21 protein-coding genes are annotated in these 22490 nt (G+C 40.1%); 8 read left to right on the top strand and 13 right to left on the bottom strand.

The window, feature by feature from the left end; genetic code table 11:
* Position 1: 1 nt before the first annotated feature.
* The 13 genes from tadF to ASU1_RS04085 all read right to left on the bottom strand — a co-directional run bounded on the left by tadF (position 2) and on the right by ASU1_RS04085 (position 9744).
* Entirely contained in the window at positions 2-607 is a 606-nt protein-coding gene (gene tadF / locus ASU1_RS04145) for a tight adherence pilus pseudopilin TadF (RefSeq protein WP_014991601.1), read from the bottom strand.
* A complete protein-coding gene (locus ASU1_RS04140; RefSeq protein ID WP_014991600.1) occupies positions 579-1064 on the bottom strand; it encodes a TadE/TadG family type IV pilus assembly protein in 486 nt (161 codons plus the stop codon). Before ASU1_RS04140 ends, tadF begins: the two co-directional genes overlap by 29 nt.
* Complete coding sequence (locus ASU1_RS04135) at positions 1064-1822, bottom strand: tetratricopeptide repeat protein (protein WP_014991599.1); 759 nt, start codon at positions 1820-1822, stop codon at positions 1064-1066. Before ASU1_RS04135 ends, ASU1_RS04140 begins: the two co-directional genes overlap by 1 nt.
* Positions 1812-2657 (bottom strand): type II secretion system F family protein, encoded by an 846-nt coding sequence (locus ASU1_RS04130; RefSeq protein ID WP_014991598.1) that lies wholly within the window; start codon positions 2655-2657, stop codon positions 1812-1814. Before ASU1_RS04130 ends, ASU1_RS04135 begins: the two co-directional genes overlap by 11 nt.
* The gene (locus ASU1_RS04125; RefSeq protein ID WP_014991597.1) at positions 2657-3544 is read right to left on the bottom strand and encodes a type II secretion system F family protein; all 888 of its coding nucleotides are present in this window, start codon (positions 3542-3544) and stop codon (positions 2657-2659) included. Before ASU1_RS04125 ends, ASU1_RS04130 begins: the two co-directional genes overlap by 1 nt.
* Positions 3544-4821: a TadA family conjugal transfer-associated ATPase gene (locus ASU1_RS04120; protein ID WP_014991596.1), complete on the bottom strand. Its 1278-nt coding sequence runs from the start codon at positions 4819-4821 to the stop codon at positions 3544-3546. Before ASU1_RS04120 ends, ASU1_RS04125 begins: the two co-directional genes overlap by 1 nt.
* 8 nt (positions 4822-4829) lie before the next feature.
* A complete protein-coding gene (locus ASU1_RS04115; protein WP_039195069.1) occupies positions 4830-5957 on the bottom strand; it encodes a CpaE/TadZ family protein in 1128 nt (375 codons plus the stop codon).
* Between the two features lie 120 nt (positions 5958-6077).
* A complete protein-coding gene (locus tag ASU1_RS04110) occupies positions 6078-6578 on the bottom strand; it encodes a hypothetical protein (protein WP_014991594.1) in 501 nt (166 codons plus the stop codon).
* Positions 6575-7957 (bottom strand): type II and III secretion system protein family protein, encoded by a 1383-nt coding sequence (locus ASU1_RS04105; RefSeq protein WP_014991593.1) that lies wholly within the window; start codon positions 7955-7957, stop codon positions 6575-6577. The genes ASU1_RS04110 and ASU1_RS04105 overlap by 4 nt, the downstream gene beginning before the upstream one ends.
* On the bottom strand, positions 7947-8756 hold the full coding sequence (locus ASU1_RS04100) for an SAF domain-containing protein (RefSeq protein WP_014991592.1): 810 nt from the start codon (positions 8754-8756) through the stop codon (positions 7947-7949). The genes ASU1_RS04105 and ASU1_RS04100 overlap by 11 nt, the downstream gene beginning before the upstream one ends.
* Before the next feature lie 24 nt (positions 8757-8780).
* Complete coding sequence (locus ASU1_RS04095; protein ID WP_014991591.1) at positions 8781-9212, bottom strand: A24 family peptidase; 432 nt, start codon at positions 9210-9212, stop codon at positions 8781-8783.
* 39 nt (positions 9213-9251) lie between these two features.
* On the bottom strand, positions 9252-9443 hold the full coding sequence (locus ASU1_RS04090; RefSeq protein ID WP_014991590.1) for a Flp family type IVb pilin: 192 nt from the start codon (positions 9441-9443) through the stop codon (positions 9252-9254).
* A gap of 55 nt (positions 9444-9498) precedes the next feature.
* Entirely contained in the window at positions 9499-9744 is a 246-nt protein-coding gene (locus tag ASU1_RS04085; RefSeq protein ID WP_014991589.1) for a Flp family type IVb pilin, read from the bottom strand.
* A gap of 646 nt (positions 9745-10390) precedes the next feature.
* Between ASU1_RS04085 and rhlB the strand changes: the two genes are divergently transcribed.
* The 8 genes from rhlB (at position 10391) to rpsB (ending at position 22409) form a co-directional block, all read left to right on the top strand.
* Entirely contained in the window at positions 10391-11614 is a 1224-nt protein-coding gene (rhlB, locus tag ASU1_RS04080) for an ATP-dependent RNA helicase RhlB (protein ID WP_014991588.1), read from the top strand.
* A 217-nt stretch (positions 11615-11831) separates the two neighbouring features.
* Positions 11832-12260, top strand: a complete 429-nt coding sequence (locus tag ASU1_RS04075) for a hypothetical protein (RefSeq protein ID WP_039195721.1) — start codon at positions 11832-11834, stop codon at positions 12258-12260.
* Positions 12261-12310: 50 nt separating this feature from the next.
* Entirely contained in the window at positions 12311-13810 is a 1500-nt protein-coding gene (locus ASU1_RS04070) for a helicase HerA-like domain-containing protein (protein ID WP_014991586.1), read from the top strand.
* Between the two features lie 191 nt (positions 13811-14001).
* Positions 14002-15033 carry an ABC transporter substrate-binding protein gene (locus ASU1_RS04065; protein WP_014991585.1) on the top strand — a complete coding sequence of 344 codons (1032 nt, stop codon included), beginning with the start codon at positions 14002-14004 and terminating at the stop codon, positions 15031-15033.
* A 130-nt stretch (positions 15034-15163) separates the two neighbouring features.
* Positions 15164-17164, top strand: coding sequence for an ABC transporter permease (locus tag ASU1_RS04060; protein WP_014991584.1), 2001 nt, complete (start codon positions 15164-15166; stop codon positions 17162-17164).
* Between the two features lie 239 nt (positions 17165-17403).
* Entirely contained in the window at positions 17404-19542 is a 2139-nt protein-coding gene (locus ASU1_RS04055) for a TonB-dependent siderophore receptor (protein WP_014991583.1), read from the top strand.
* A gap of 102 nt (positions 19543-19644) precedes the next feature.
* The gene (locus ASU1_RS04050; RefSeq protein ID WP_039195065.1) at positions 19645-21429 is read left to right on the top strand and encodes an ABC transporter ATP-binding protein/permease; all 1785 of its coding nucleotides are present in this window, start codon (positions 19645-19647) and stop codon (positions 21427-21429) included.
* Between the two features lie 263 nt (positions 21430-21692).
* Positions 21693-22409 (top strand): 30S ribosomal protein S2, encoded by a 717-nt coding sequence (gene rpsB, locus ASU1_RS04045; protein ID WP_014991581.1) that lies wholly within the window; start codon positions 21693-21695, stop codon positions 22407-22409.
* Positions 22410-22490 lie beyond the last annotated feature (81 nt).

The raw sequence follows: 22490 nt of genomic DNA, 5'->3' as shown, positions 1-22490 counted from the left end.
GTTAGCGGCTTACACCCATAGCGGTAGCTCTTATCCAACCAGATACTTGGTCTTCTTTTGCAGGCGTAAGACCTTTAAATAAGTTCGTCATTTTGCGGCAAACCGTTATACGATAAATTGATGCATAGCGTAGCGAACCTCGGAAGTTTTGAGTAAGTGGTGCGGCATTTGTAACATCTTGGGTTCCACTTGCTTCACATACGTTATTACCGGAAGAGAATTTTGTCACAGTCTCTTTTTTGTTCGGTCTGGTTGCTAAAATATCGGAAACGGCTTGTTGAGGCTTAACACTATCAAATTTATAGTACTCAATTGTTACTGCAATATTGTTGGAGTCCTTTTCTTCTCCCATTAATGAAATCGCAAGTTGTTTAAGTTTATCTGCTTCCTCTTGAGTGATAGTTTCATTGCCTTTATATACGGCAGTACGTTCTTTGGTGATATTCAGTAATGAATAAGAAGTACGTTGTAGTTTCCCAGTGGTTGATTGCAAAATGGTGACATCAATTAAGAAAATCAGTAGTACGGAAAACAGGAAGAAAATAAATATAAACTCAACAGTAACTGAGCCTCGAGGATTAGTGAGAAATTGCTTTATCTTTTTCATATTCTTGTAGTACCACGATAGAGCGATTAAATAACGGTTCGACTGCAGCGCTTGGCACCCAGAAGAACAACGGTTTGTATCTATATTGGAATGAGTATTGTGCAAAAGCTACACCGCTGGCAGCAGATTGGAATTTTTGAGCGATTAAATCATCCAAGCTGTTGGCATATTGCACATTAACTTCCGTAATAGAATCTTGATTTAGAAATGTCCAAATGCTGTCTTTACGTTTCAGACTTTGTTCGAATAGTTCTTTATAATTACTGCCAATTTCTTGTTTTCTGGTGGTGCGAGATGCCTCAGAAACCGATAAATCTAAATAAGACGAGAGAAGGGCGATCCGACACCCTTCTGCGATCATAAAAAGGACGAGAATAAAGAGTCCAATCGTGAGACTGAACTCAATAGTTGCTACGCCTTTTACATTATGGAGAAAACGGTAAAGCGTATTTTTCATCATTTGCGACCTACCATCGGTAATTTTTCAGTTTTCTTTAATGCATTGACTAAATCTTCCGGTGAAGTATTTAGTTTTTCTTTACGAATAATATCTAACGCATATTCAGTATCCCCCGCCTTAACTAACGCAAAGACAAGGTTATGAATTAAACGAGAATCGGTTGAGCCGTTTAAATATTGTGGTAGTAATAGGTTTACTGCATTTTTATAGTCATTATTTAAAATGCTTAGCATCGCTAAATTGTTGATAGCAATCGTGTCGTGAATAAATAACTCTCGAGATTTATTCAGATCTTTTTCAGCATCAGCTAATTTGCCTAATTGTGCAGAACTAATGCCTCGCAAGTTGTATGCCTCGCTATTTTTGGGTGATAAAGCAATCAGATCACTTGCCGTTAAATAAGCTTCATTGTAATCACCTACTTGAATTTGATTGCGGATATACAATAATTCTACATCGTCATTAAATGAGAGTTGAGTAAAGCGCAGTGGTTCTAAGTAAAGTAGTGAAGACTTACTATCGCCGGCTAAGTAGTAGCTTTTCGCCAGTTTGTATTGCAGTTGTGGATCTTGATTTAATTTAAGTTGTTCACGGTATAACGAAATTAATGCACTATAGTTTTTAGTATCTTGGTAAAGTCTTTCTTGTTGATCTACACTCTGTGTCGCAGAAGTTGAAGTTGTAAGACTTGAACAAGCAGATAAAGACAATAATACGGTTGAAACAAAAATTGTTTTAAATAATTTAGAAGACATGTGGTAAAACCCTCATAGCACCAGGTGCAACAATTAAAATAATAATAGGGAACATAATGAATAGAATGAGCGGAATACTCATCTTGGCAGAAAGTGTTCCGAGCTTTTCTTCCATTACAAGTAATTGCATTTCACGAATATCGGCAGACAGTTGTGTTAAATGTTCATAAAGTGAAGAACCGAAATTTAGGCTCTGCTGCATTACCGTACAAAACATTCGAATTTCTTTGGTTGGTAACGAAATTGCCATATCTTGTAATGCGGCACTTAAGCTAGTGAGTTCAGCTTTACGCATGATGCGTAGAATCACGTAGGTTAAGTCTGCATTTAAATGTTCGAAGTCGATTGCCACTTGTTTAAATGCCGCTTCGATACTAATACCGGTCTGAACATTAACCGCAACTAGATCGATAAAACCGGGGATATCGTTCATAATGCGCTTAATCTTACTTTTCAGAATTATGCCGATTGTGATACTTGGTAGCATAATTGCTAATACCACCACTACGGCACAACCTAGTAAAAAGGTGGTTTGGTCTTCACTGATAAGGTAGTTAATCAAAGTAAGCAGGGCGATAACCAACATTTTCACTTTAATATTCTTATCAACTAAACCAAGAAACTTAAGCAATGGATTTTTATTAACGAGTAATAATTCCAGTTCAATTTGTTGTTTGTTTTTTCCTTTCTGGCTGTTATCTTCAACATTGTCTTTCGGACGAATGCCTTCTAAGATTTCTTTGTTACGATCGATTTTCTTTTTATGAGAAAACGCCACAATTAAAATAAATACGCCAGAAAAAATAATGCCAAGGAAGAATAAAATAGGATTCATTAGGTCGATTTCCTCATTAGCCACCAGATAATAAACATCCCGAGTAATTCACTTCCCACCACGTAATAAAGGATAATTCGGCCATTTGGATCATTTACTACGAAATCAAAGTTTTCCGGTGTGGTTACTTTCATAAATAGGAAGAACGCAACAGGAAAGCAGGCAACAATTGCGGCAGACATTCGAGCCTCTGAAGTCATTGCTTTCTTCTTTTGTTCCATTTTGTTTGAATCTGCAATTGCACGTCCTAAGCGAGAAATTACTTCACGCATTTGCCCACCTCGAGAGAGATTGGTACGGATAATGCTGATAAAGAAGTAAAACTCTTTATAAGGATAGCGAGAGTAACTGTCATGAAATACCGCCATTGCATCTTCCCCTCGAGCTAAACGTTTGTAGATTATGCTGAACTCTTCTCCAATAGGGCCAGTAATATCTTTACCACAGCGCTCTAATGCTTGTAACAGACTAATACCGGAAGAGGTTGCAGAGTTAAGCACCTGAATCACTTCAGGAAATTTTTCATTAAATAGCTTTTTATTGCGGCGTTGACCTAATTTCCATACAGCAACGATAAAGCCAATTAATTCCACCACCATAAAGAGTTGGTTATTAAAGCGAATAAATTGGGCATTGAGATAATACAAGCCGGTAAAGATCAAAAAGTGGATAATGATATTTCGGACAAGATTATTTTTATCGCCGGATGTAAAGTAATAGAACCATAAATGAGCCATCTTTTGCAGTTTTTTGGCGGTTTTATCAAGGTTCTCGCTAAAGTTAGTTTCACGAGCATTAATTTTCTTAGTCGTTTTAAACCAAGCAGAAGCGGTAAACAGCAACAATAACGCACCAAAGGCAAGGACAAAATAATAGAGTAGTATCATTATTTCTCCTTAAAGATGTTTTGTAGCTCATTACTTAAATTAAACATTTGGGCGTTTTGATAAACCACCGAGCGTGTGAGTAAGCCGTGATTGATAAACTTACCGATAATTTTGTTATTTTCATCACGATATTTACTCGGCTCAAATGAGAAAATATCTTGTAAGACGATTTGCCCGTTTTCCATGCCTAAAATTTCAGTAATATTGGTAACTTTACGAGAGCCGTCATTCAAACGAGACGCTTGAATAATAATATTTACCGCAGAAGAAATATTACGGCGAATCGCCTCAAGCGGTAGGGAAGCATTCGACATCATCACCATACTTTCCAAACGAGCGGTCGCATCTCTTGGGCTATTGGCGTGCAAGGTTGACATTGAACCGTCATGGCCGGTGTTCATCGCTTGTAACATTTGGAATGCTTCCGCACCACGACACTCACCGACGATGATTCGTTCCGGACGCATACGTAACGCATTGATTACTAAGTCTTGCATCGAAATTTCACCGGTTTTTTCTACACCGGCTAAACGAGTTTCCAGTCGAACTACATGCGGCTGTTCTAAACGCAATTCCGCCGTATCTTCCAACGTTAGTACACGTTCGGTTGGTGAAATATAGTTGGAGAGCGCATTAAGTAAGGTGGTTTTACCCGACCCCGTACCGCCTGAAACAATGATATTCACACGTGAGCGTGCGGCAATAATTAGGAAATTTGCCATATCCAACGTCATTGAACCGAAATTAACCAAATCTTGTAATGATTTTTTCGATTTAGAGAATTTACGAATCGAGATAGAAGTTCCGTCCAATGCGATCGGTTGAATAACTACGTTTAAACGGCTACCGTCAGGTAAACGAGAGTCAACTAACGGCATGCCTTCATCAATACGGCGACCGACTCGAGCGACAAGGCGCTTTGCAATATCGGTTAATTGTTCGTTATTGATAAAGGTTCGGTTGGTTTTCTCAAGAATACCTGCACGTTCAATCCAGATATTATCCGGGCCGTTAACTAAAATATCATTGACGGTTTCATCTTCCATTAACTCACGTATCGGGCCATACCCGTCAATTTCATCTGCGACTAAGCCTGCCATATAAGTAGCATCGGCAGGTGTCAGATAAATCGCATTACTGCTAGCAATGCGATAAAGAGACTGAGTAAGTTCTTCAATTAATTTATTACGCTCGTTTTGGATTTCATCGAGTTTTTCCACGTCCAAATTACTGAGTAATTCTGTGCGGAAGAATATTTGTTGTTCTTTTGTTAGCATAATAATCGTTATTTAAAGAGTTTTTGGAATAAGGACAGACCTACTTTTTTATTACGTTGAGCTGCTTGGCGAGAGAGTATGCCAATGACCTTCATCGCCAGCGTTGCTATTTCTTTTTTGCCTTGGCGGCTTAAAGTTGATGTCAGTACGGTATCTTTATTGGTAGATTGTTTGTTATAGGGAATCACACCATCTACTTCACATTTCAATAAACGTTCAATATCAGCGGTTGCCATCAGTTTTGCTGTTTCTTGCTTATGGTCAGAAATACAGACAAAGGTACGAATTAATCTGCCGGTATTGGCTTTCATTCGCTCGCATTCGCCTAAGAACTGTTTCGCTACACGTAGAGAGCTAATCTTACGTTCCACGACCAATACAAAAGTATTGCTGTGTTGTAATATGCTTGGGTAGTCTTCTTTATTTACGTTAAAGATCGGTTGGTCATAAACGATGAAGTTGTATTTATTCAGCGTTTCGCTAGCAAGTCTGGATGGTACGCCACGATATAAATCTAAATTTGCAGTATATTCCGCTACGTCACTTTGCAGCTTCTTATCAAATAGCAAATCTAAATCTTGCGAACCGTTTGAGCCTTGTGCCAGCAACACCGGCACTTTTTTCTCGGTAGCAATGGTTTGCGCAATATGAGAGCTAATAAAACTTGCCCCAATACCGCCTTTACAACCTAATACGGAAATCTTGATAGTATGGCGCACTAATGGAATATTCATTCCACCCAAGATACGAGCAACCATTTGGGTTAATTGCGTTTCACTGTTGAAATACAGTACGCCTTGTTCTAATAGCTTTTGTAAAAGTGAAATGGAGTCGCTTTCCCCAACCACACAACACCATACATTTTGTGGGATAACGCTGTGAATGCGACCGGTAATGTTGGCGAGTTTGGTTTCATCTTGAATATCAACAATGACACCTACAGTTTCTTCTGCAGAAAATGCGAGATTTTCGGCGTTAAAAAAGTTAGCGTGAATTAATTCAATATTTTCTAATCCACGAGAACGAAGAAGTTGGGCAATATGATTATTAATGCCATTTTTTTCAGAGATAATGGCAATTTTGCGGATGCTATCAACACCTTCGCCGCCATGACCTTCTTGATCGAGCAATAACATAATTAAATCCTTTTAGTTATTATTTAAATGGGGATTGCCATTTACGCTAAAATGTCTTTTATATTGGCTAGATAAAGACCTCCTCGTACACAATATAAAAGCAACAATCCCGAATGAGTCCTAATATTTCAGCTGCACTTGGTTATTATGTTTGAGAGCACAATCGTGATATGAATCGAACCCGATATGATCTTCAGCCGTTTCCACTTTGCATAGCGAAGTACGCTTAGCAATTTGACGGATCTCTACATAAAGCGGATAAAGGCTATTTTTCGTTTTATAATGTTCTACGTGGATAGCCGGTTTAACGTGTAACGCTTTTAAACGCTTGCTAATATTTTTAGCTAATGTTTTTGCTGAGTTGTCATACGAAATAATGTGGATCGCTTGACTATTTTTATCACTGGATGAATGGCGTCTTACATCTGAAACTAAGTTTTCAAATGCCACATCCGATGGTTCGGCTAATATAAAGCGTTTTACTACTAAGGATTTATTTGAAACCAATTCGCTATGAGTCGGCTGTACCGGACGAATTGTTTTAGGTAATTCAGTGCTAGCCATTGCATAGGTGGTTAGTGTCAGACCTAAACCTGCACAAATTGTGATTAATTTTTTCATTGGATAAACCCACCATTTTTTAAGAAGTTAGACGTTAATGTTTTGTGATAAACATTTTTCAGTGATGTACTGTTAAAGAAACGTTCCATCGTGCCGGTATTTTCAAATGTCGGATAAAGTATTTGTGAGCCATCAACCGGTTTAACTAGATTAACCGTTGCCACAACCACTAATTCTTTACTCTCACGTGATGAATTCGCACTACGGAAGAATGCGCCTAAAATCGGTACATCGCCTAAGAATGGAACCTTCTTAATACCTTCGATATCTTGTTTATTGAGTAAGCCGCTGATAATAAAGCTCTCACCATTACCAACTTCAAAGGTTGATTTTGAGCGACGAGTATTAAAAATCGGGATATGGTTATCATCGATTTCGTAGTTACCGGCAATGGTGCTAACCGATTGTGATAACAATAAGCGGATACGATCGCTTTTTTGCACTTTAGCGCCCACGGCAAGTTTAATACCGAACTCTTTATAAAGTACGTTCAATTCACCGTCTCTGTTTCGTTGTACGAAAGGTACTTCACCACCGACCAAAATATCTGCGGTTTCGCCGGAAAGCATTGATATATTCGGTTCAGCTAAAATTTTGCCGTTGTTTTGGTTGTCTAAGGCGCTTAATAACACATTTAAATTATTCGAATTTACCAATGCTAATTGACCGCCGCTTTTACCAAAACCGCCATTGATTGCCGCACTACCTAAATTGCGGAAAAAGTTACCGCTTAGATTGTTCCAGTTAATCCCAATTTCGTCTGAGAAGGTTTTATTCACTTCCGCAACGGTTAGTTTCACATTGATCTGCGTTGCGTCTTCTTCGTTAGCGTTATTAATAATGCCTTCGTATTGGTACTTATCTAAGAAAGGAATGGCATCTTCTGAACCTTCGACTTTCGCTTCAACGACTTTTTTACCAGCTCCGAGCGATTCACCGACAATCCGGTTGATCTCTTCGCTCTCGGCGGCGTTTTTTGCTTTTCCCTCAATCACATAAGCTTTCCCGATTTTTTTTACCGAAAGGTTACTGTTCGGAAAACGTGTTTGGATTTGTTCATTTGTTGCTGCAATGTTATTGATCGCATTATTCACGTTAATGAAATCTTCGGTTAATGGCGTACCGTCCACATCAAATGCGACGATTTCGGCACGACCTTCCGCTTTGGCGTATAACATAAAGGTGTTGTCATCTAAAATTTCATAATCGGCAATATCCGGCGAAGAAACAAATACCGTATCAATTTTGGCATCGGTTTTAATTAACTGGCTTTGCCCTTGTTCAAGAGTGAAGGTTTTTGCCGCTGCAGTATGTGAAAATGCAAATAAGCCTAGCAGCACAGAGCAGATTAATGTTTTCGGAAAGAAATTAGTTCGCATTATTTTTTCCTCGTAATTGGCGAATAAACATACCTCGATGATTAATAGCTTTGGTTGCAGCATCAGTTGGTAACACAATTAATTTGGCTTGCTTATCAAGTGAATAAAATGATTTCAGCATCGCTGCATCTACTTTTAAGCTGATGTAGCCTAAGAAATCTTTTTTCTGTTCACTTGCATTTTTGTTTTCTTCCGCTGTGAAAGTTTTTACCTGTAACACGGTAAGGTTATCGGCAAGTTTTACTAAAGAGCCTTGGTCTCTTTCTCGGTGAGCAAGATCGGTTTGTTGGCTAAATACCGAAACGCTATCGCCGCTACGTACCGAATCTAAAATATATTGTTCGGCACTTTGGATATACACTCGATAGGCAACTTCTTGTTGCGGATTAATGCTAAACAGAATAAAACGAGGATCGTCCGGTGTAATCAGCAATTCCGGTTGCAGTAAAGAACCGGCTTTAATATTTTCAGTAGCAACAAAACCTTGTAGCGTTGGTACGGTTGCTGCTTCAAGTAAGCTTTTTAAATCGTTACTGAGTAACGGACTGGTTTCCGGTACAGTTAATTCCGAAAGGGTATAATCTTCCGCTTGAATTAACGTCCCTTTGGTTAAGTCTCGATTAAGGGTGGCGGTAGTAATCACTTTAGTTGCCACTTCAGGCTGCGTGGTTGTTTCCGTACTTGCTGCAGCCGTTTCGTTTTGAGGAACGTTATCTTCTGCATTCGGCAGCATAAATAGTCCACCAAAGCCGATAACGAGAATGAAGGTCGAGATGATAAATAGCACTCTATAGTTCATTAGTTATTTCCTTAGGTTTAAATTCTAATAGTTAAAAAGTAGTAAGGTGGTAAGAAAGCCAACACTGATTGCGATACCATAAGGTAATCCTTTTTCCCGAATGGACTGTCGATAAAACAACCAGCCGATAATAATGAGCAACAAACCCGCACAAGCGGTTAAAAAAAGGAAAAAAACTGCAAAATGTGATGGAATTGCCAACATCAACACCGCAAGCAACTTCACATCGCCGGCGCCGATAATGTTGAACATAAAGAGTATGAAACCGATGGCTAAACAGAGCAATGCAGGTAGCCAAAACAGTGTGCCATGCACTAAATAGCTAAAGGGAATAGTGACCAACAATAATGCCATAATGATTCGATTACTGATAAGCCGATAACGTAAGTCCGTCCAGCAAAGGGTTATCAGTAAACAAATGATTATGGCAAGAAGGGAGGTTATAAAGAGTGTCATAAGTGATATCCTTATCGTTTATGCCCTTTACCGGCGCCTTTAAGACGTACTCAAAAGCGCCGTTCTAACCAACTCGGAAAGCTGGTTATATTTTTTTAAGGTTTCATCCGTGAAACTTGCCTCACCATATAAAATTGCCACAACAAAAACCGCCATTGCGACAGCGATTAAGCCGTATTCAATGGTGGTAACACCTTGTTGCAGGCGAGAAAACTGTAGAAGTTTTTTCATGTTTATGGCTGAGAGACTTTCGTATTTTTATACCCAATTAAAAGGTATAAGAATTTTATTTTGATTGGTTAATACTTAATTTCCCGTTAACACTATCAATTGATTTTGTAAGATCAGCAAATTTAGCTTTTAAACTTTGGATAAAACCACCATCATTATAGAACACAGTAATAATTAAAATTGCTAAAGCCACAGCAATTAAACCGTATTCGATAGCGGTTACACCTTGTTGGTTTTGTTTAAAGTTGCGGATACCTTCAGTTACAGCGATATAAGCTTTTGTGGTTAAAGTTGATAACATTTTTAATAAACTCCTTATTATCAAAAATTAAAAAATGAAATGAATTTTGCCAATACATGAAATCCGTTATGCGTTGGCGGGGTGCATAATAAATTCAGTTTTGTAAATTGTAAATATTAAGCTCAATCTATGTAATATTAAGTAAACTTTATATTTGAAAAGTATGATAAAAAATTGTTTATATTTTGTTATGAAAAATGATATTTATGACTTTTGCTAGGTTTTGTGTGCAAAATTCAGCAAATTCCAAGAAGATAACCACTTTTTTGCTAATGTTATTTAAATAAAAAGTTGCTTAAATGTTAAAATAAGGTGATTAAAGCATGTGCTTTTTGGTTTTAATTTAAACTGGTCTAATCAGTTGTGTGCAAAAAATAAAATGGTTTGATTGATCAAAAATTGATCTTTGCTGTGCATTTTATTTCCAAAGGTAAATTTAACAATTGAGTAATTTAATTTTATGTAATGAAATGTAAATTAACATTAAGGAGGTGTTAGGCTAATTTGCGAGCAGCTAATTAGAGGGAGGGCGGAGTAACGCAATCTGACTGGCGAAATAATCACCTTCTACTCAATATTTCGCTTCTGTGATATGCTTATAGCCTGTGCTACGGCTTTAAATTGAACCATCAAAAGGAGATTTGCGATGTCCAAACATCTCACCGAACAGCGTTTTATTGATTTTCCGATTCATGAAAATGTAATTGCGGCACTCGACAGTAAAGGATTTGAATTCTGTACGCCTATTCAGGCGAAAACGTTGCCGATTACTTTAGCCGGCAATGATATTGCCGGACAGGCGCAAACCGGTACGGGTAAAACCATGGCGTTTTTGGTTGCAACTTTCCATCATTTATTAACTAACGATATTCAAACAGCAACTAATCAGCCTCGAGCTTTAATCTTAGCGCCCACTCGTGAGCTTGCGGTGCAAATTGGTTCGGATGCCGAGCTATTGGTGAAACATTCCGATTTAAAACTTGCGTTGGCTTACGGTGGAGACGGTTATGACAAGCAAGTGCAAGCGATTGAACAAGGTGTAGATATTTTAGTCGGCACCACCGGACGTGTAATTGATTATGTTAAACAAGGCGTGATCAATTTAGATAAAGTGCAAGTGGTGGTGTTGGACGAGGCGGATCGTATGTTCGATCTCGGCTTTATTAAAGATATTCGTTATTTAATGCGTAAATGCCCGAAACCGGCGCAACGCTTGACCATGTTATTTTCTGCAACACTTTCGCCACGTGTGCGAGAGTTGGCGTATGAAGATATGAATGATGCGCAATATATTGAAATTGAGCCGTTGCAACGTACCGGACATCGCATTAAAGAAGAATTATTTTACCCTTCTAATGAAGACAAAATGGCGTTATTGCTCACCTTATTAGAAGAAGAGTGGCCGGATCGTTGTATGATTTTTGCCAACACTAAACATAAATGTGAAGAAATTTGGAGTTATTTAGTGGCGGATGGTCACCGTGTTGGGCTGTTAACCGGTGATATTGCACAGAAAAAACGTTTGGCACTGTTAGATAGCTTTACCAAAGGTCAGTTAGATATTTTAGTGGTAACCGATGTTGCTGCCCGTGGTTTGCATATTCCGGAAGTGACCCATGTCTTTAACTATGATTTGCCGGATGATCGTGAAGACTATGTGCATCGTATCGGGCGTACCGGACGTGCCGGAGAGAGCGGTCATTCGATTAGCTTTGCCTGTGAGCGTTACGCTGTGAATTTACCGGCAATTGAAGAATATATCGGCCATGCGATTCCGGTGAGCCAATATGACGCCAGTGCGTTATTAGCGTTGCCGAAGCCGGCTCGAGTGGCTCGAGGCCCAAGACATTCGGCAGCTAAACGTCGTTAATCTTTCTATACTATATCAAGAAGCCTCCGCAAGTTGCTTATTGCGGAGGCTTCTTTTTTGCAAAAAAATCCTGAAATTTAACCGCTTGCGATACCTAAAAATTACTTTTACAAATCTCAGAATTTATTGTAAATTTGTGCGCTTTTTATTGAGGTCATACCACTTTTGTGGTGTTTAAGGGGTCTATCAAATGCTTGATAGACGTTTTGGAGTAGAAATGAAAAAACTAAAATTAACATTATTTACCACTATTCCTTTTTTACTCAGCGCTTGCGGTTCTGTGGATACAGAAACGGTACTGGAAGATCTAAGTAATTTAGGCAAGCTGTTTGAAGCAGAAAAACGTCAGGGTGTACAAGTGACAAAAGGCTATCCGGAGCCGAAAGCGCTAACCTATGCTCAACGACCAAAGCAACCAAAAAATTTGGAAAAACAAACGGTTACGCATGGAAGAATTAATACAACACAGTGCAAGGATGCAGATGATTGGTATTTGGACGGCTATCGTGTCGGCTATTCATTTACCACCCAAAAAGAGGCGATGTATCAGCAACGTGTGAATTATTGTAAAGGAACGCTATCCAACGCCAATCAGTTCCAACAAAATTGGGAAAAAGGCTTTAAAGTTGGGGTGAAAAAAGCATAAAATGGCGCGGTTCAACTTATGATAAACGTCATTATTTAAGAGTATTCAATATGGCACAATACGCACTCGCCCAAACGAAAACAGGGCAAATTATTTCATTAAATTCAAAAATGGCAAACCGTCACGGTTTAATCGCCGGTGCAACCGGTACGGGTAAAACGGTGACATTACGTAAATTCGCAGAAGCTTTCAGTGATGACGGTGTACCGGTTTTCTTGGTTGATGTAAAAGGTGACCTTTCAGGGCTTGCACAAGCGGGCAGTTTATCCGGAAAAATTGCAGAACGTGTCGAGCAATTCCAATTAGGCGGGGAAAGCTATTTAAGCGGTTATCCGGTTTCTTATTGGGATGTATTCGGTGAATCGGGGATTCCGCTGCGCACCACCATTTCGGAAATGGGCCCAATGTTGCTTTCTCGTTTATTAAATTTAAACGAAACGCAAGAAGGCTTATTAAATTTGGTTTTCCGAGTAGCGGACGATCGTGGTTTATTGCTCATCGACTTAAAAGACTTACGTGCGTTACTTAAATTTGTAGCGGAAAACGCTAAAGAATTCCAAGTGGAATACGGCAATGTTTCGGCGGCGAGTGTCGGTGCGATTCAACGTGCGTTATTGGCTCTTGAAAACGAAGGGGCAACGAATTTATTCGGTGAACCGGCATTAAATTTACAAGATTGGATGCAAACCCGTGATGGCAAAGGCGTGATTAACGTACTCAATTCAGAGAAGTTAATTAATTCGCCTCGTATGTACGGTGCGTTTTTATTGTGGTTTATGGCGGAATTGTTCGAGACTCTACCGGAAGTCGGTGATCCGGAAAAACCGAAATTTGTGCTGTTCTTTGATGAAGCGCATTTATTGTTTGACGGTGCGCCAAAAGTATTGGTGGACAAAATCGAACAAGTGGTGCGTTTAATTCGTTCGAAAGGGGTTGGCGTGTATTTTGTGACGCAGAACCCGTTAGATTTACCGGACTCGGTATTAGGTCAGCTAGGTAACCGTGTGCAGCACGCTTTACGTGCCTTTACCCCACGTGATCAAAAAGCGGTAAAATCAGCGGCAGAAACCTTCCGTGCTAATAAAGGCGTGGACGTGGTTGAAGCGATTACCCAACTGGGTGTGGGTGAAGCGCTGATTTCGGTGCTCGATGAAAAAGGTATGCCGACACCGGTGGAAGTGGCGTATATTCATCCGCCGAAAAGCCAATTAACCCCGTTAGCCGCAGCAGAGCGTGATGCGTTAGTAAAACAAGATGATCTGTATGCTTATTACAGTGAATATGTTGATAATGAATCGGCGTACGAATTATTGAATGCGCAAGTTGCTCAAGCCCAAGCCGCTCAACAACAAGCCGAAGCGGAAAAAGCGGAAGAAGAAAACAATTTCTTCGGTGGTATGATTGCTTCGATTTTCGGTACGAAAAAGAAAAAAGATCAAACCATTGCTGAGCAAGTGGTGAGTGAAGTGACGAAGTCGATAGCGAAAAAGCTGACCAACCAAGTTTCTAAACAAATCATGCGTGGCATCTTAGGCGCAATTACTAAGTAATTGTTTTATCTAGATTGCTGATTACAAGCGGTCGTTTTTGTGAAATTTTTTGCAAAAACGACCGCTTGTTATTTTATTAGCGTTATTTGTAAATCTGACACTGTTAAAATGTTGATTTCTGACCCTTTAAATCATGCCTGTTTATCTTGAGAATGACGCACTATTTTCTGCAAATAAAAAGGATAAGTATAATGAAAGCAAAACTAAAAACGTTGGCTTTAATCGCAAGTACAACATCAGCATTATTAAGTGCGAACACGGCTCAGGCGGAGGGGCGCTTGACTGTGTATTGTACGGTGCAAAATGAGGTGTGCGAAAATTTAACCCAAAAGTTTGCGAAGCAATATCAAGTGGAAACCCAGTTTATTCACGGCGGTACCGGTACGATTTTCGGTAAAATTAAAGCGGAAAAAGACAATCCGCAAGCAGATATTTGGGTCGGCGGTACGATTGAACCGCATTTCCAGGCCGGAGAACTAGGCTTATTAGAAAGTTATCGTTCGCCAAAACAAGCGGAGATTTTGCCGCAATTTAAATCACTAATGGAAAAACGTGGCGATAAAACCTCGATTATCTATATGTTAGTGCTAGGTTTTGGGGTAAATAGTGATAAGTTACAGAAATTAGGGGAGAAAGCACCACAAAACTGGGAAGATTTGTTGAATCCGCAATTTAAAGGCGAAATTCAATTGCCCGATCCGAGATCTTCAGGTACGACTTACACGATTATGGCAACGCTTATTCAAAAATTGGGCGAAGAGAAAGCGTTCGAATACCTTAAAAAATTAAATGAAAACGTATCGCAATATGTGAAAAGCAATTTAGTCACGGCAAATCTTTCTCGAGGTGAAAGTACGGCAAGTATTGGCTTTGTGCACGCTTATGCTACGGAAAAAGAAAAAGGTGCGCCGGTTGAAACGGTGATTCCGCAAGGTAAAGTCGGCTATGCGTTAGGCGGTGCAAGTATTATTAAAAATGCGCGCAATTTAGAGAATGCCAAGTTATTTATGGATTACGTACTCAGTGCCGAAGCGCAAGAGTTGCCGTGGCGAGAGCATGGCGTGTATCAGATTCCGACCAATGTGAATGCGAAGGCTTCGCCAAGCTCGGTTGACCCGAAAAAGCTGGACTTATTGGAGTTCGATTTTGATAAATTCGGTTCGAGTGAAGAAGGTAAGCGTTTGATTGATAAATGGCTTACTGAAATTAAATTAGCGAAATAATTTTCTTTGATAACAAGCGGTCGAATTTTCCTTAATTTTTACAAAAACATTTGCAAAATTTCGGCTAAATTTAACCGCTTATAAACCACGCTATGCCGTGGTTTATTTTTTTGAATAGCACAAATCTTTTATGTTACAACGTTTTTCTCATTCTTATTTTTGGATCTTATTAGCACTGTTTGCCTTTGTTTGTTTGCCTTCACAGGCATTAGATTACGGCTTATTCGGTGCAACCAAAAGCGAATTCACGGCGGCAATGGGCTGGAGTAACATTAATATCAGTTGGCTTTGGTTTGGCAGTTTACTGATTTTTCCAGCGTTTCGTTTCATAAAAGATCGCATCTTACGCAGCCGAATTGAATTGGGTTTGGCGTTGTTACTCACATTTTTTCTGTTATCTTCCGCCGTTTATCTCAACTATCGTTTCGGCTATGCGATTATTTTTCTTGCTTTAGCTTTATTGGCAATTAGTAGCAATGCGTTGGCAAATTTAAAAGTGTTACAAGCCGATCGCTTTTTGATCGTGAGCTTGTTAGTGGTGGTATTGACGATAGCGTTTTTTATTTTATATCCGATCACCACAATTTTTAGCACGATGTTCAGCGAGGGCAATGCGTTTGCGATCCTAGAACAAAGCTACATTTTAAGAATTATTTGGAACTCATTAAGCGTATCGGCAACCGTGGGTGTGTTATCCACCGTTCTCGGCTTATGTTTTGCACTTTATACCACGCGAATAGCAAGCAAACGCACTCGCTTGCTCAGTAAATGTTTTTCGGTTTTGCCAATGGTGACGCCGCCTTTTGTGGTGAGTTTAGGCATTACGTTAATGCTCGGGCGTTCCGGCTATATTACCGACTTTTTGGTGGAATATTTCGGCTTTCGTGCAAATTGGCTGTATGGCTTTACAGGGATTGCGCTTTCACACACCTTAGCACTTACACCGATGGCGTTTATGATTTTAGAGGGAGCATTAAAGTCATCTAACGTGGTGCTAGAAGAGGCGAGTTATACGTTACGAGCAAACAGTTGGCAAACTTTCCGCTTTGTATTATTACCGTTGCTTAAACCGGCATTAGCTAATTCGTTTTTGGTAATTACCGTGCAATCGCTTGCCGATTTTAGTACGCCGTTTGTGTTGGGCGGTAATTTTGATGTGTTGGCGAGCCAAATTTATTTTTACCTTGTTGGCACGCAATTAGATTATGCTGCGGCAAGCGGTTTAGGCGCAATTTTACTCGGTTTTTCATTGTTGTTTTTTCTAATTCAGTATTGGTGGATTGGTAAAGGATCTTATGTCACGGTATCCGGAAAGGGGTATAGAGGTACATTCCAGCCGTTACCAAGCGATCTAAAAAGCCTAATTTTTTGCATACTCGCCGCTTGGGGCGGTTTTACCGTTTTACTGTACGGCTCGATTTTTTACGGCAGCTTTACCGTAAATTGGGGCGTGGATCATAGCTTTACCTTAGAAAATTATCGCAAGTTATTTGGGCAAGGCTTAGATCAGGGCGGTTTCCCGTCATTGATTCAAACGGTATTGTACTCACTGATTGCCGCTCCGATTAGTGCGATATTGGGGTTATTAATTGCTTATCTGCTTACTCGCCGTAACTTTGTCGGCAAGCAAAGTTTGGAATTTGTTACCTTACTTTGTTTTGCCGTGCCGGGGACGGTTGCCGGCGTGTCTTATGTGGTGGCGTTTAATCATTCGCCGCTTTATCTCACCGGTACGGCAGCGATTATCGTTTTGTCGATGGTGACACGCAATATGCCGATTGGTATGCGAGCCTGTATGGCGGCATTGCAACAATTAGATAAATCATTGGATGAAGCCTCGTTTTCATTAAGAGTGAGTTCGTTGAAAACTTTACTATTTGTAACCTTGCCATTGTTAAAACCAGCATTCTTATCGGCATTGGTGACCAGTTTTGTGCGTTCGATGACCACAATTAGTGCGATCGTATTTTTAGTTTCACCAAGTACCCGAGTGGCGACCTCTTATATTCTGAATAGAGTTGAAGACGGTGCATACGGATTGGCGGTGGCATACGGCTCAACGTTGATTATGGTGATGGTGTTAATTATCGGTTTATTTGGTTGGTTAATGAAAGATAAACGGCAGTTTTAACTCTTATAGATTTTTTGCAAGCGGTTGTTTTGGTTCAAATTTTTGCAAAATTTGTGCTAAAAACGACCGCTTGTTGTTTTTTGATAATTACTTTGTAAATAAAAATAAATAATAAGAACTCAGGATGATTTCTATTGGAAAGATAGGTATGATCTTAAATTCTGATTGAGAATTATTTTCAATAATTTAAACCTATTGATTTAGGTATTTTTCATTGATTATTTTATGGAAGTATTGGTATGAAATTCAAATACAGTGTGATCTATAGTGCATTATTTGTTTTACCTTCAATCGCAATCGCAGATGAAGCGGCAACGCTGGAACAGGTGAACGTTAGTGCGCAATTTGAAAAAGCAAAAGCGGCAGGCGATAAACAAAAAGAAATTGTGAATTTGAGTCTGCTGGGCAGACAAACCGCCTTTACTTCACCGATTTCGGTGGTCAATTATGATGAGAAAGCGTTTGAAGATAAAGCGCCTCGTAATGTGGTGGATGCAATTGCGAAAACAGATGCTTCTGTAATGAATTTCGGTGGTGAAACCAATACGTTATCCGGTGTGTATGTGCGTAACTTGCAATTAGATATGCGCCAAGTGAGTGTAAACGGTTTGGCGGGTTTATATTCGACGTATAATTCTCCGACCGCTGCGGTGGCTTCGGCACAATTGATTAAAGGTGCTTCCACGGCAACTACCGGTATGGATCCGGAAGGTTCTGCCGGTGCGTCAATGAATATCGAAACCAAACGTGCAACCGATGAAGAGATTAATAAAATCGGCTTCGGTTGGTATAGCAATAATCGTTTACAAGAATCGTTCGATTTCGGTCGCCGTTTCGGTGCGAATAACGAATGGGGCGTACGTGTAAGTGGTAAATACCGTGACGGCAATACTGCACGTAATGATTATGATGAAATGAATAAAGAATTAGCGATCGGTGCGGATTATCGTGGCGATGCGTTGCGTGTCGGTTTGGATTATATGTACAGCAAGCGAGATACCGATGGCGGACGTGCCCGTTTACAGGACTTGCAAAATCTTGCTTATACCGTTCCTGCTGCGCCAAATGGTAAAACCAACTTGAATCCGCATTGGATCGGGCAGACCACCGAAGACGAAACCGTAATGGGGACGTTCGAATATGATTTGCCTTACGGAATGATGTTATCGGGCGGTTTAGGTCATATGGAATCTCGTTATTCGGGTGCATTCGGACAAATCACTTCACTTAAGCAGAATGGTGAGTTTGAAGTTAGTGGTATTCGTGGCATTGATTTCCGTTCTCGTACCACTAGTGGTAATTTGAAGTTACAGGGTGATTTTGAAACGGGAGCGATTTCGCATAATTGGAATTTAGCTTTTGATTCGGTGGTACGCCAGCGAGATCATGACCAAAGCAGTAAAACTAACGGAAAAATTAAAGGCGGTACAATCTATGCACCAAGTTTTGCGCCGTTAAAAAACTTTGATTTAACTGCCAATACGCAGGGCACAGATTCAAAATTGAGCGCTAATAGCCTTGCATTCGCAGATACATTAGGCTTTGTGGAAAATACTGTTCGCCTAACTTTAGGCGGTCGTTTCCAGTGGATTAAGCAACAAGATAAAAAAGCCGGTACGGAAGTGAAAGCAGATCGCTTTAGCCCGATGGTCACCCTTGCTTATGTGCCGAATCCGGATTTAGTGCTTTACAGTAACTATTTGGAAGATTTAGAACCGGGTAATATTGATGTTGAAACCGGCGAAATGAATAGCCCTCGTGTTAGCAAACAAATCGAAGTGGGGATGCGTAAAAATTGGGATAACTGGCTAACGACCACGCTAAGTGCGTATGAAATTCGTCGCCCGGGGATTATTCGTGGTAATAAGGCCGCATTGAAAGCACTTGCGGGTAAAGAGCATGGCAAAGAACGTAATCGTGGGATTGAATTTAATACCTATGCAAGTTTGTTAAATAACACGTTACGTCCTTCATTAGGGCTAACTTATAACCAAGCGAAAGTCTTTGATTTCCCAACTTATGCCGATGTGATTACCGACGGTGTACAAGTCACCAGCCCTCGCTGGATGGCAAAGGCGAATGTGGAATGGGATACGCCGTTTGTGGCTAACTTAACGCTGAATGCCGCACTACAATACTATGGAAAATCTTACCAAGATACTGCAGCGAATTATCGTTTGCCGTCTTATACTACGGTAGATTTCGGGGCGAAATATGTAGTGAAAGTAGCGGATAAACAGACGCTGACCTTACGTGGTGGGGTGGAAAATGCCTTTAACAAGCGTTACTGGCAGGTACAACGTGGTCAATATGATCGCAGTTTTGCCGTGTTAGGTATGCCTCGTACTTATTGGGCAAATATGGAATATTCATTCTAAATCTCCATTTGGCAAGCGGTCGGATTTTGCAAAAAATTTGCCAATTTCGACCGCTTTTTTTATTCGGAAACGTAAGTTGTTATTTTTTCAATACATTTTTAAATGAACTGGCAAACAGAATTAAATAATAGTTTTTTGTGGCTGATAACGGCACTTTGCTGCGTGTCTGCGGGGCTTTTAGCAACGGGTTGGCTACTCAAGCAAACCGAGCTCGGGCAGCGCTTTTGGCATATTACCCGACCTTGTTGGCAGAAAAGCCATAAAGGGAAAACGCTCGGCTTACTTTTATTGTTGATCTTTTTGATCCTACTTGAAGTGCGGATTAGCGTACTCAATACTTTTTTCTATAATGGCTTATACAAATCGCTACAGGATAAAGCGGTTGAGGCGTTTTGGTTTTTTGCGGGGATTAATGCGTTATTGGTGATCGTGAAGATTGTTCACTTGATTATCAATTATTTTCTTACCCAATCGTTTGAAATTAAGTGGTTGGAAAAGCTTAACAGTGAGATGTTAAATCGTTGGTTGCAAAATAAAAATTACTATCTGCTACAGTATGAGAAAACGTTGCCGGATAATATCGACCAACGTATCGAACAAGATGCGACTGCTTTTGTGACGGGGACGGTGGAAGTCACTCGGGGTGTGATTAATTCGATTGTGGCAACGATTGAGTTTACCATTATCTTATGGGGCTTATCGGGACTGCTGACACTATTTGGTGTAGATATTCCGAAAGGCGTTGTGTTCTTTATTTATCTGTTCATCATTTTTGCAACCGCTTTATCGATTTGGATTGGGCGACCGCTGATTCGTTTAAATTTTAATAAAGAAAAGCTACAAGGGGATTATCGTTATTCGCTGATTCGTGTGCGAGACAATGCCGAAAGTATCGCTTTCTATTCGGGTGAATCACGAGAGCAGCATAATTTAACCGCTAAATTCGATTATATCATTGCCAATCGCTGGAAAATTGTGCGCAAAATGTTAGGGCTGGACGGCTTTAATACCGGCGTAACACAAGTTGCGATGATTTTACCCTTGATGTTACAAGCGCCCCGTTTTTTTGCCGGCCAAGCGACATTAGGCGATATGCACCAAACGGTACAATCATTTAATCGCTTAATGCGCGCATTGTCTTTTTTCCGCTTGTTTTATGAAGAATTTACCTTATACCAAGCCCGTTTGAATCGTTTATACGGCTTCTTCATTACCTTGGATAAGCTCGACCAAATGCCGGTAAATGCGCCTTACCCGTGTTCAAGAGGCTTTGTGCTGAAAGATTTTGGGGTCAAAGACGCAAGCGGTCAAATTTTGCTGAAAAATATCAATATCGAATTACACACCGGCGATTCGTTACTGATTCAAGGCGCTTCCGGCAGTGGAAAAACTACTTTATTGAAAGCATTGGCGGGGATTTATCCGTTTGAAACTTTCGGCGTGGCAGAGCGTGCTTGTTTAGAACAACCGTTGTTTTTACCGCAGCGCCCTTATGTACCGCAAGGCAGTTTACGTGAAGCAATTTGTTACCCGAATTTAGTCGTGACGGACGAACAGTTAAAAGCAGCAATGCAGCAATGCTGTTTGAGCAAATATGTGGATTCGCTGGATTTCGATACCGATTGGCAAGCAACGCTTTCACCGGGTGAATTGCAGCGAGTTGCTTTTGTGCGCATTTTATTGGCGAAACCGGAGTTGATCTTCCTCGATGAAACGACATCGGCGTTAGATGAACCGACCGAAGCGATTTTGTATCAAACAATTCGTAGCCGATTGCCGAACAGCATTATCATTAGCGTAGGGCATCGTTGTACTTTGCAGCAATTCCATAACAAGCAAATTAATTTGACTGAAAGGGAACGTTGTGAGTGTATGAATTGCGGCTAATACAAGCGGTTAAATTTGCCGGTATTTTTGCAAAAAACTGCTGGTAATTTTGTCCGTTTTTTGGCATAATTCGCCCCGTTTTTTGTCTGAAGAATTTTAGGCGAAAAACATTTACATTTATTTTTTAACACTAAAACACACACATATCACAAGCTAATGGTCGGGGTGCTACGTAAGTGGTTGATTTATTAGGATATGTGGAGGCTAAACCCCGCTTTGTCTTTCATAAGTGACAAAGCAAACAACATTTAAGGAAAATTCTTATGGCACAAGTTTCTATGCGCGATATGCTTAATGCGGGCGTTCACTATGGTCACCAAACTCGTTACTGGAACCCAAAAATGAAACCATTCATTTTCGGTGCGCGTAACGGTGTTCACGTAATCAACTTAGAAAAAACTTTACCTTTATTCAACGAAGCTTTAGCGGAATTAACTCGCATTTCAAGCAACAACGGTAAAATTTTATTCGTTGGTACAAAACGTGCAGCGTCTGAAGCAGTTAAAGCAGCAGCAGTAGATTGCCAACAATTCTACGTAAACCACCGTTGGTTAGGTGGTATGTTGACTAACTGGAAAACAGTACGTCAATCAATCAAACGTTTAAAAGATTTAGAAGCTCAAACTCAAGACGGTACTTTTGACAAAATCACTAAAAAAGAAGCGTTAATGCGTACTCGTGAGTTAGAAAAATTAGAGTTAAGCTTAGGCGGTATCAAAGATATGGCTGGTCTTCCGGATGCAATCTTCGTAATCGGTGCTGACCACGAACATATCGCAATCAAAGAAGCAAACAACTTAGGTATTCCGGTATTTGCTATCGTTGATACAAACTCTACGCCAGACGGTGTTAACTACATCATCCCTGGTAACGATGACGCAACACGTGCAATCCAACTTTACTTAGACGCAGCATCAGCAGCAGTTAAAGAAGGTCGTGGTTCAAACGTTGAAGCTGAGTTAGAAGCGACAGCTGAATAATCGTTATTAAGGCATAGCCCTTAAATCACTTTGGAGCAGGGGCGATTTTTTATCCCCCTGCTTTTCTTATCTAATTCAACC

Source organism: Actinobacillus suis ATCC 33415, from assembly GCF_000739435.1.
Lineage (GTDB): Bacteria > Pseudomonadota > Gammaproteobacteria > Enterobacterales > Pasteurellaceae > Actinobacillus > Actinobacillus suis.
Note: the sequence above shows the minus strand (reverse complement) of the source record. Positions and strands in the feature narration are given on the sequence as shown.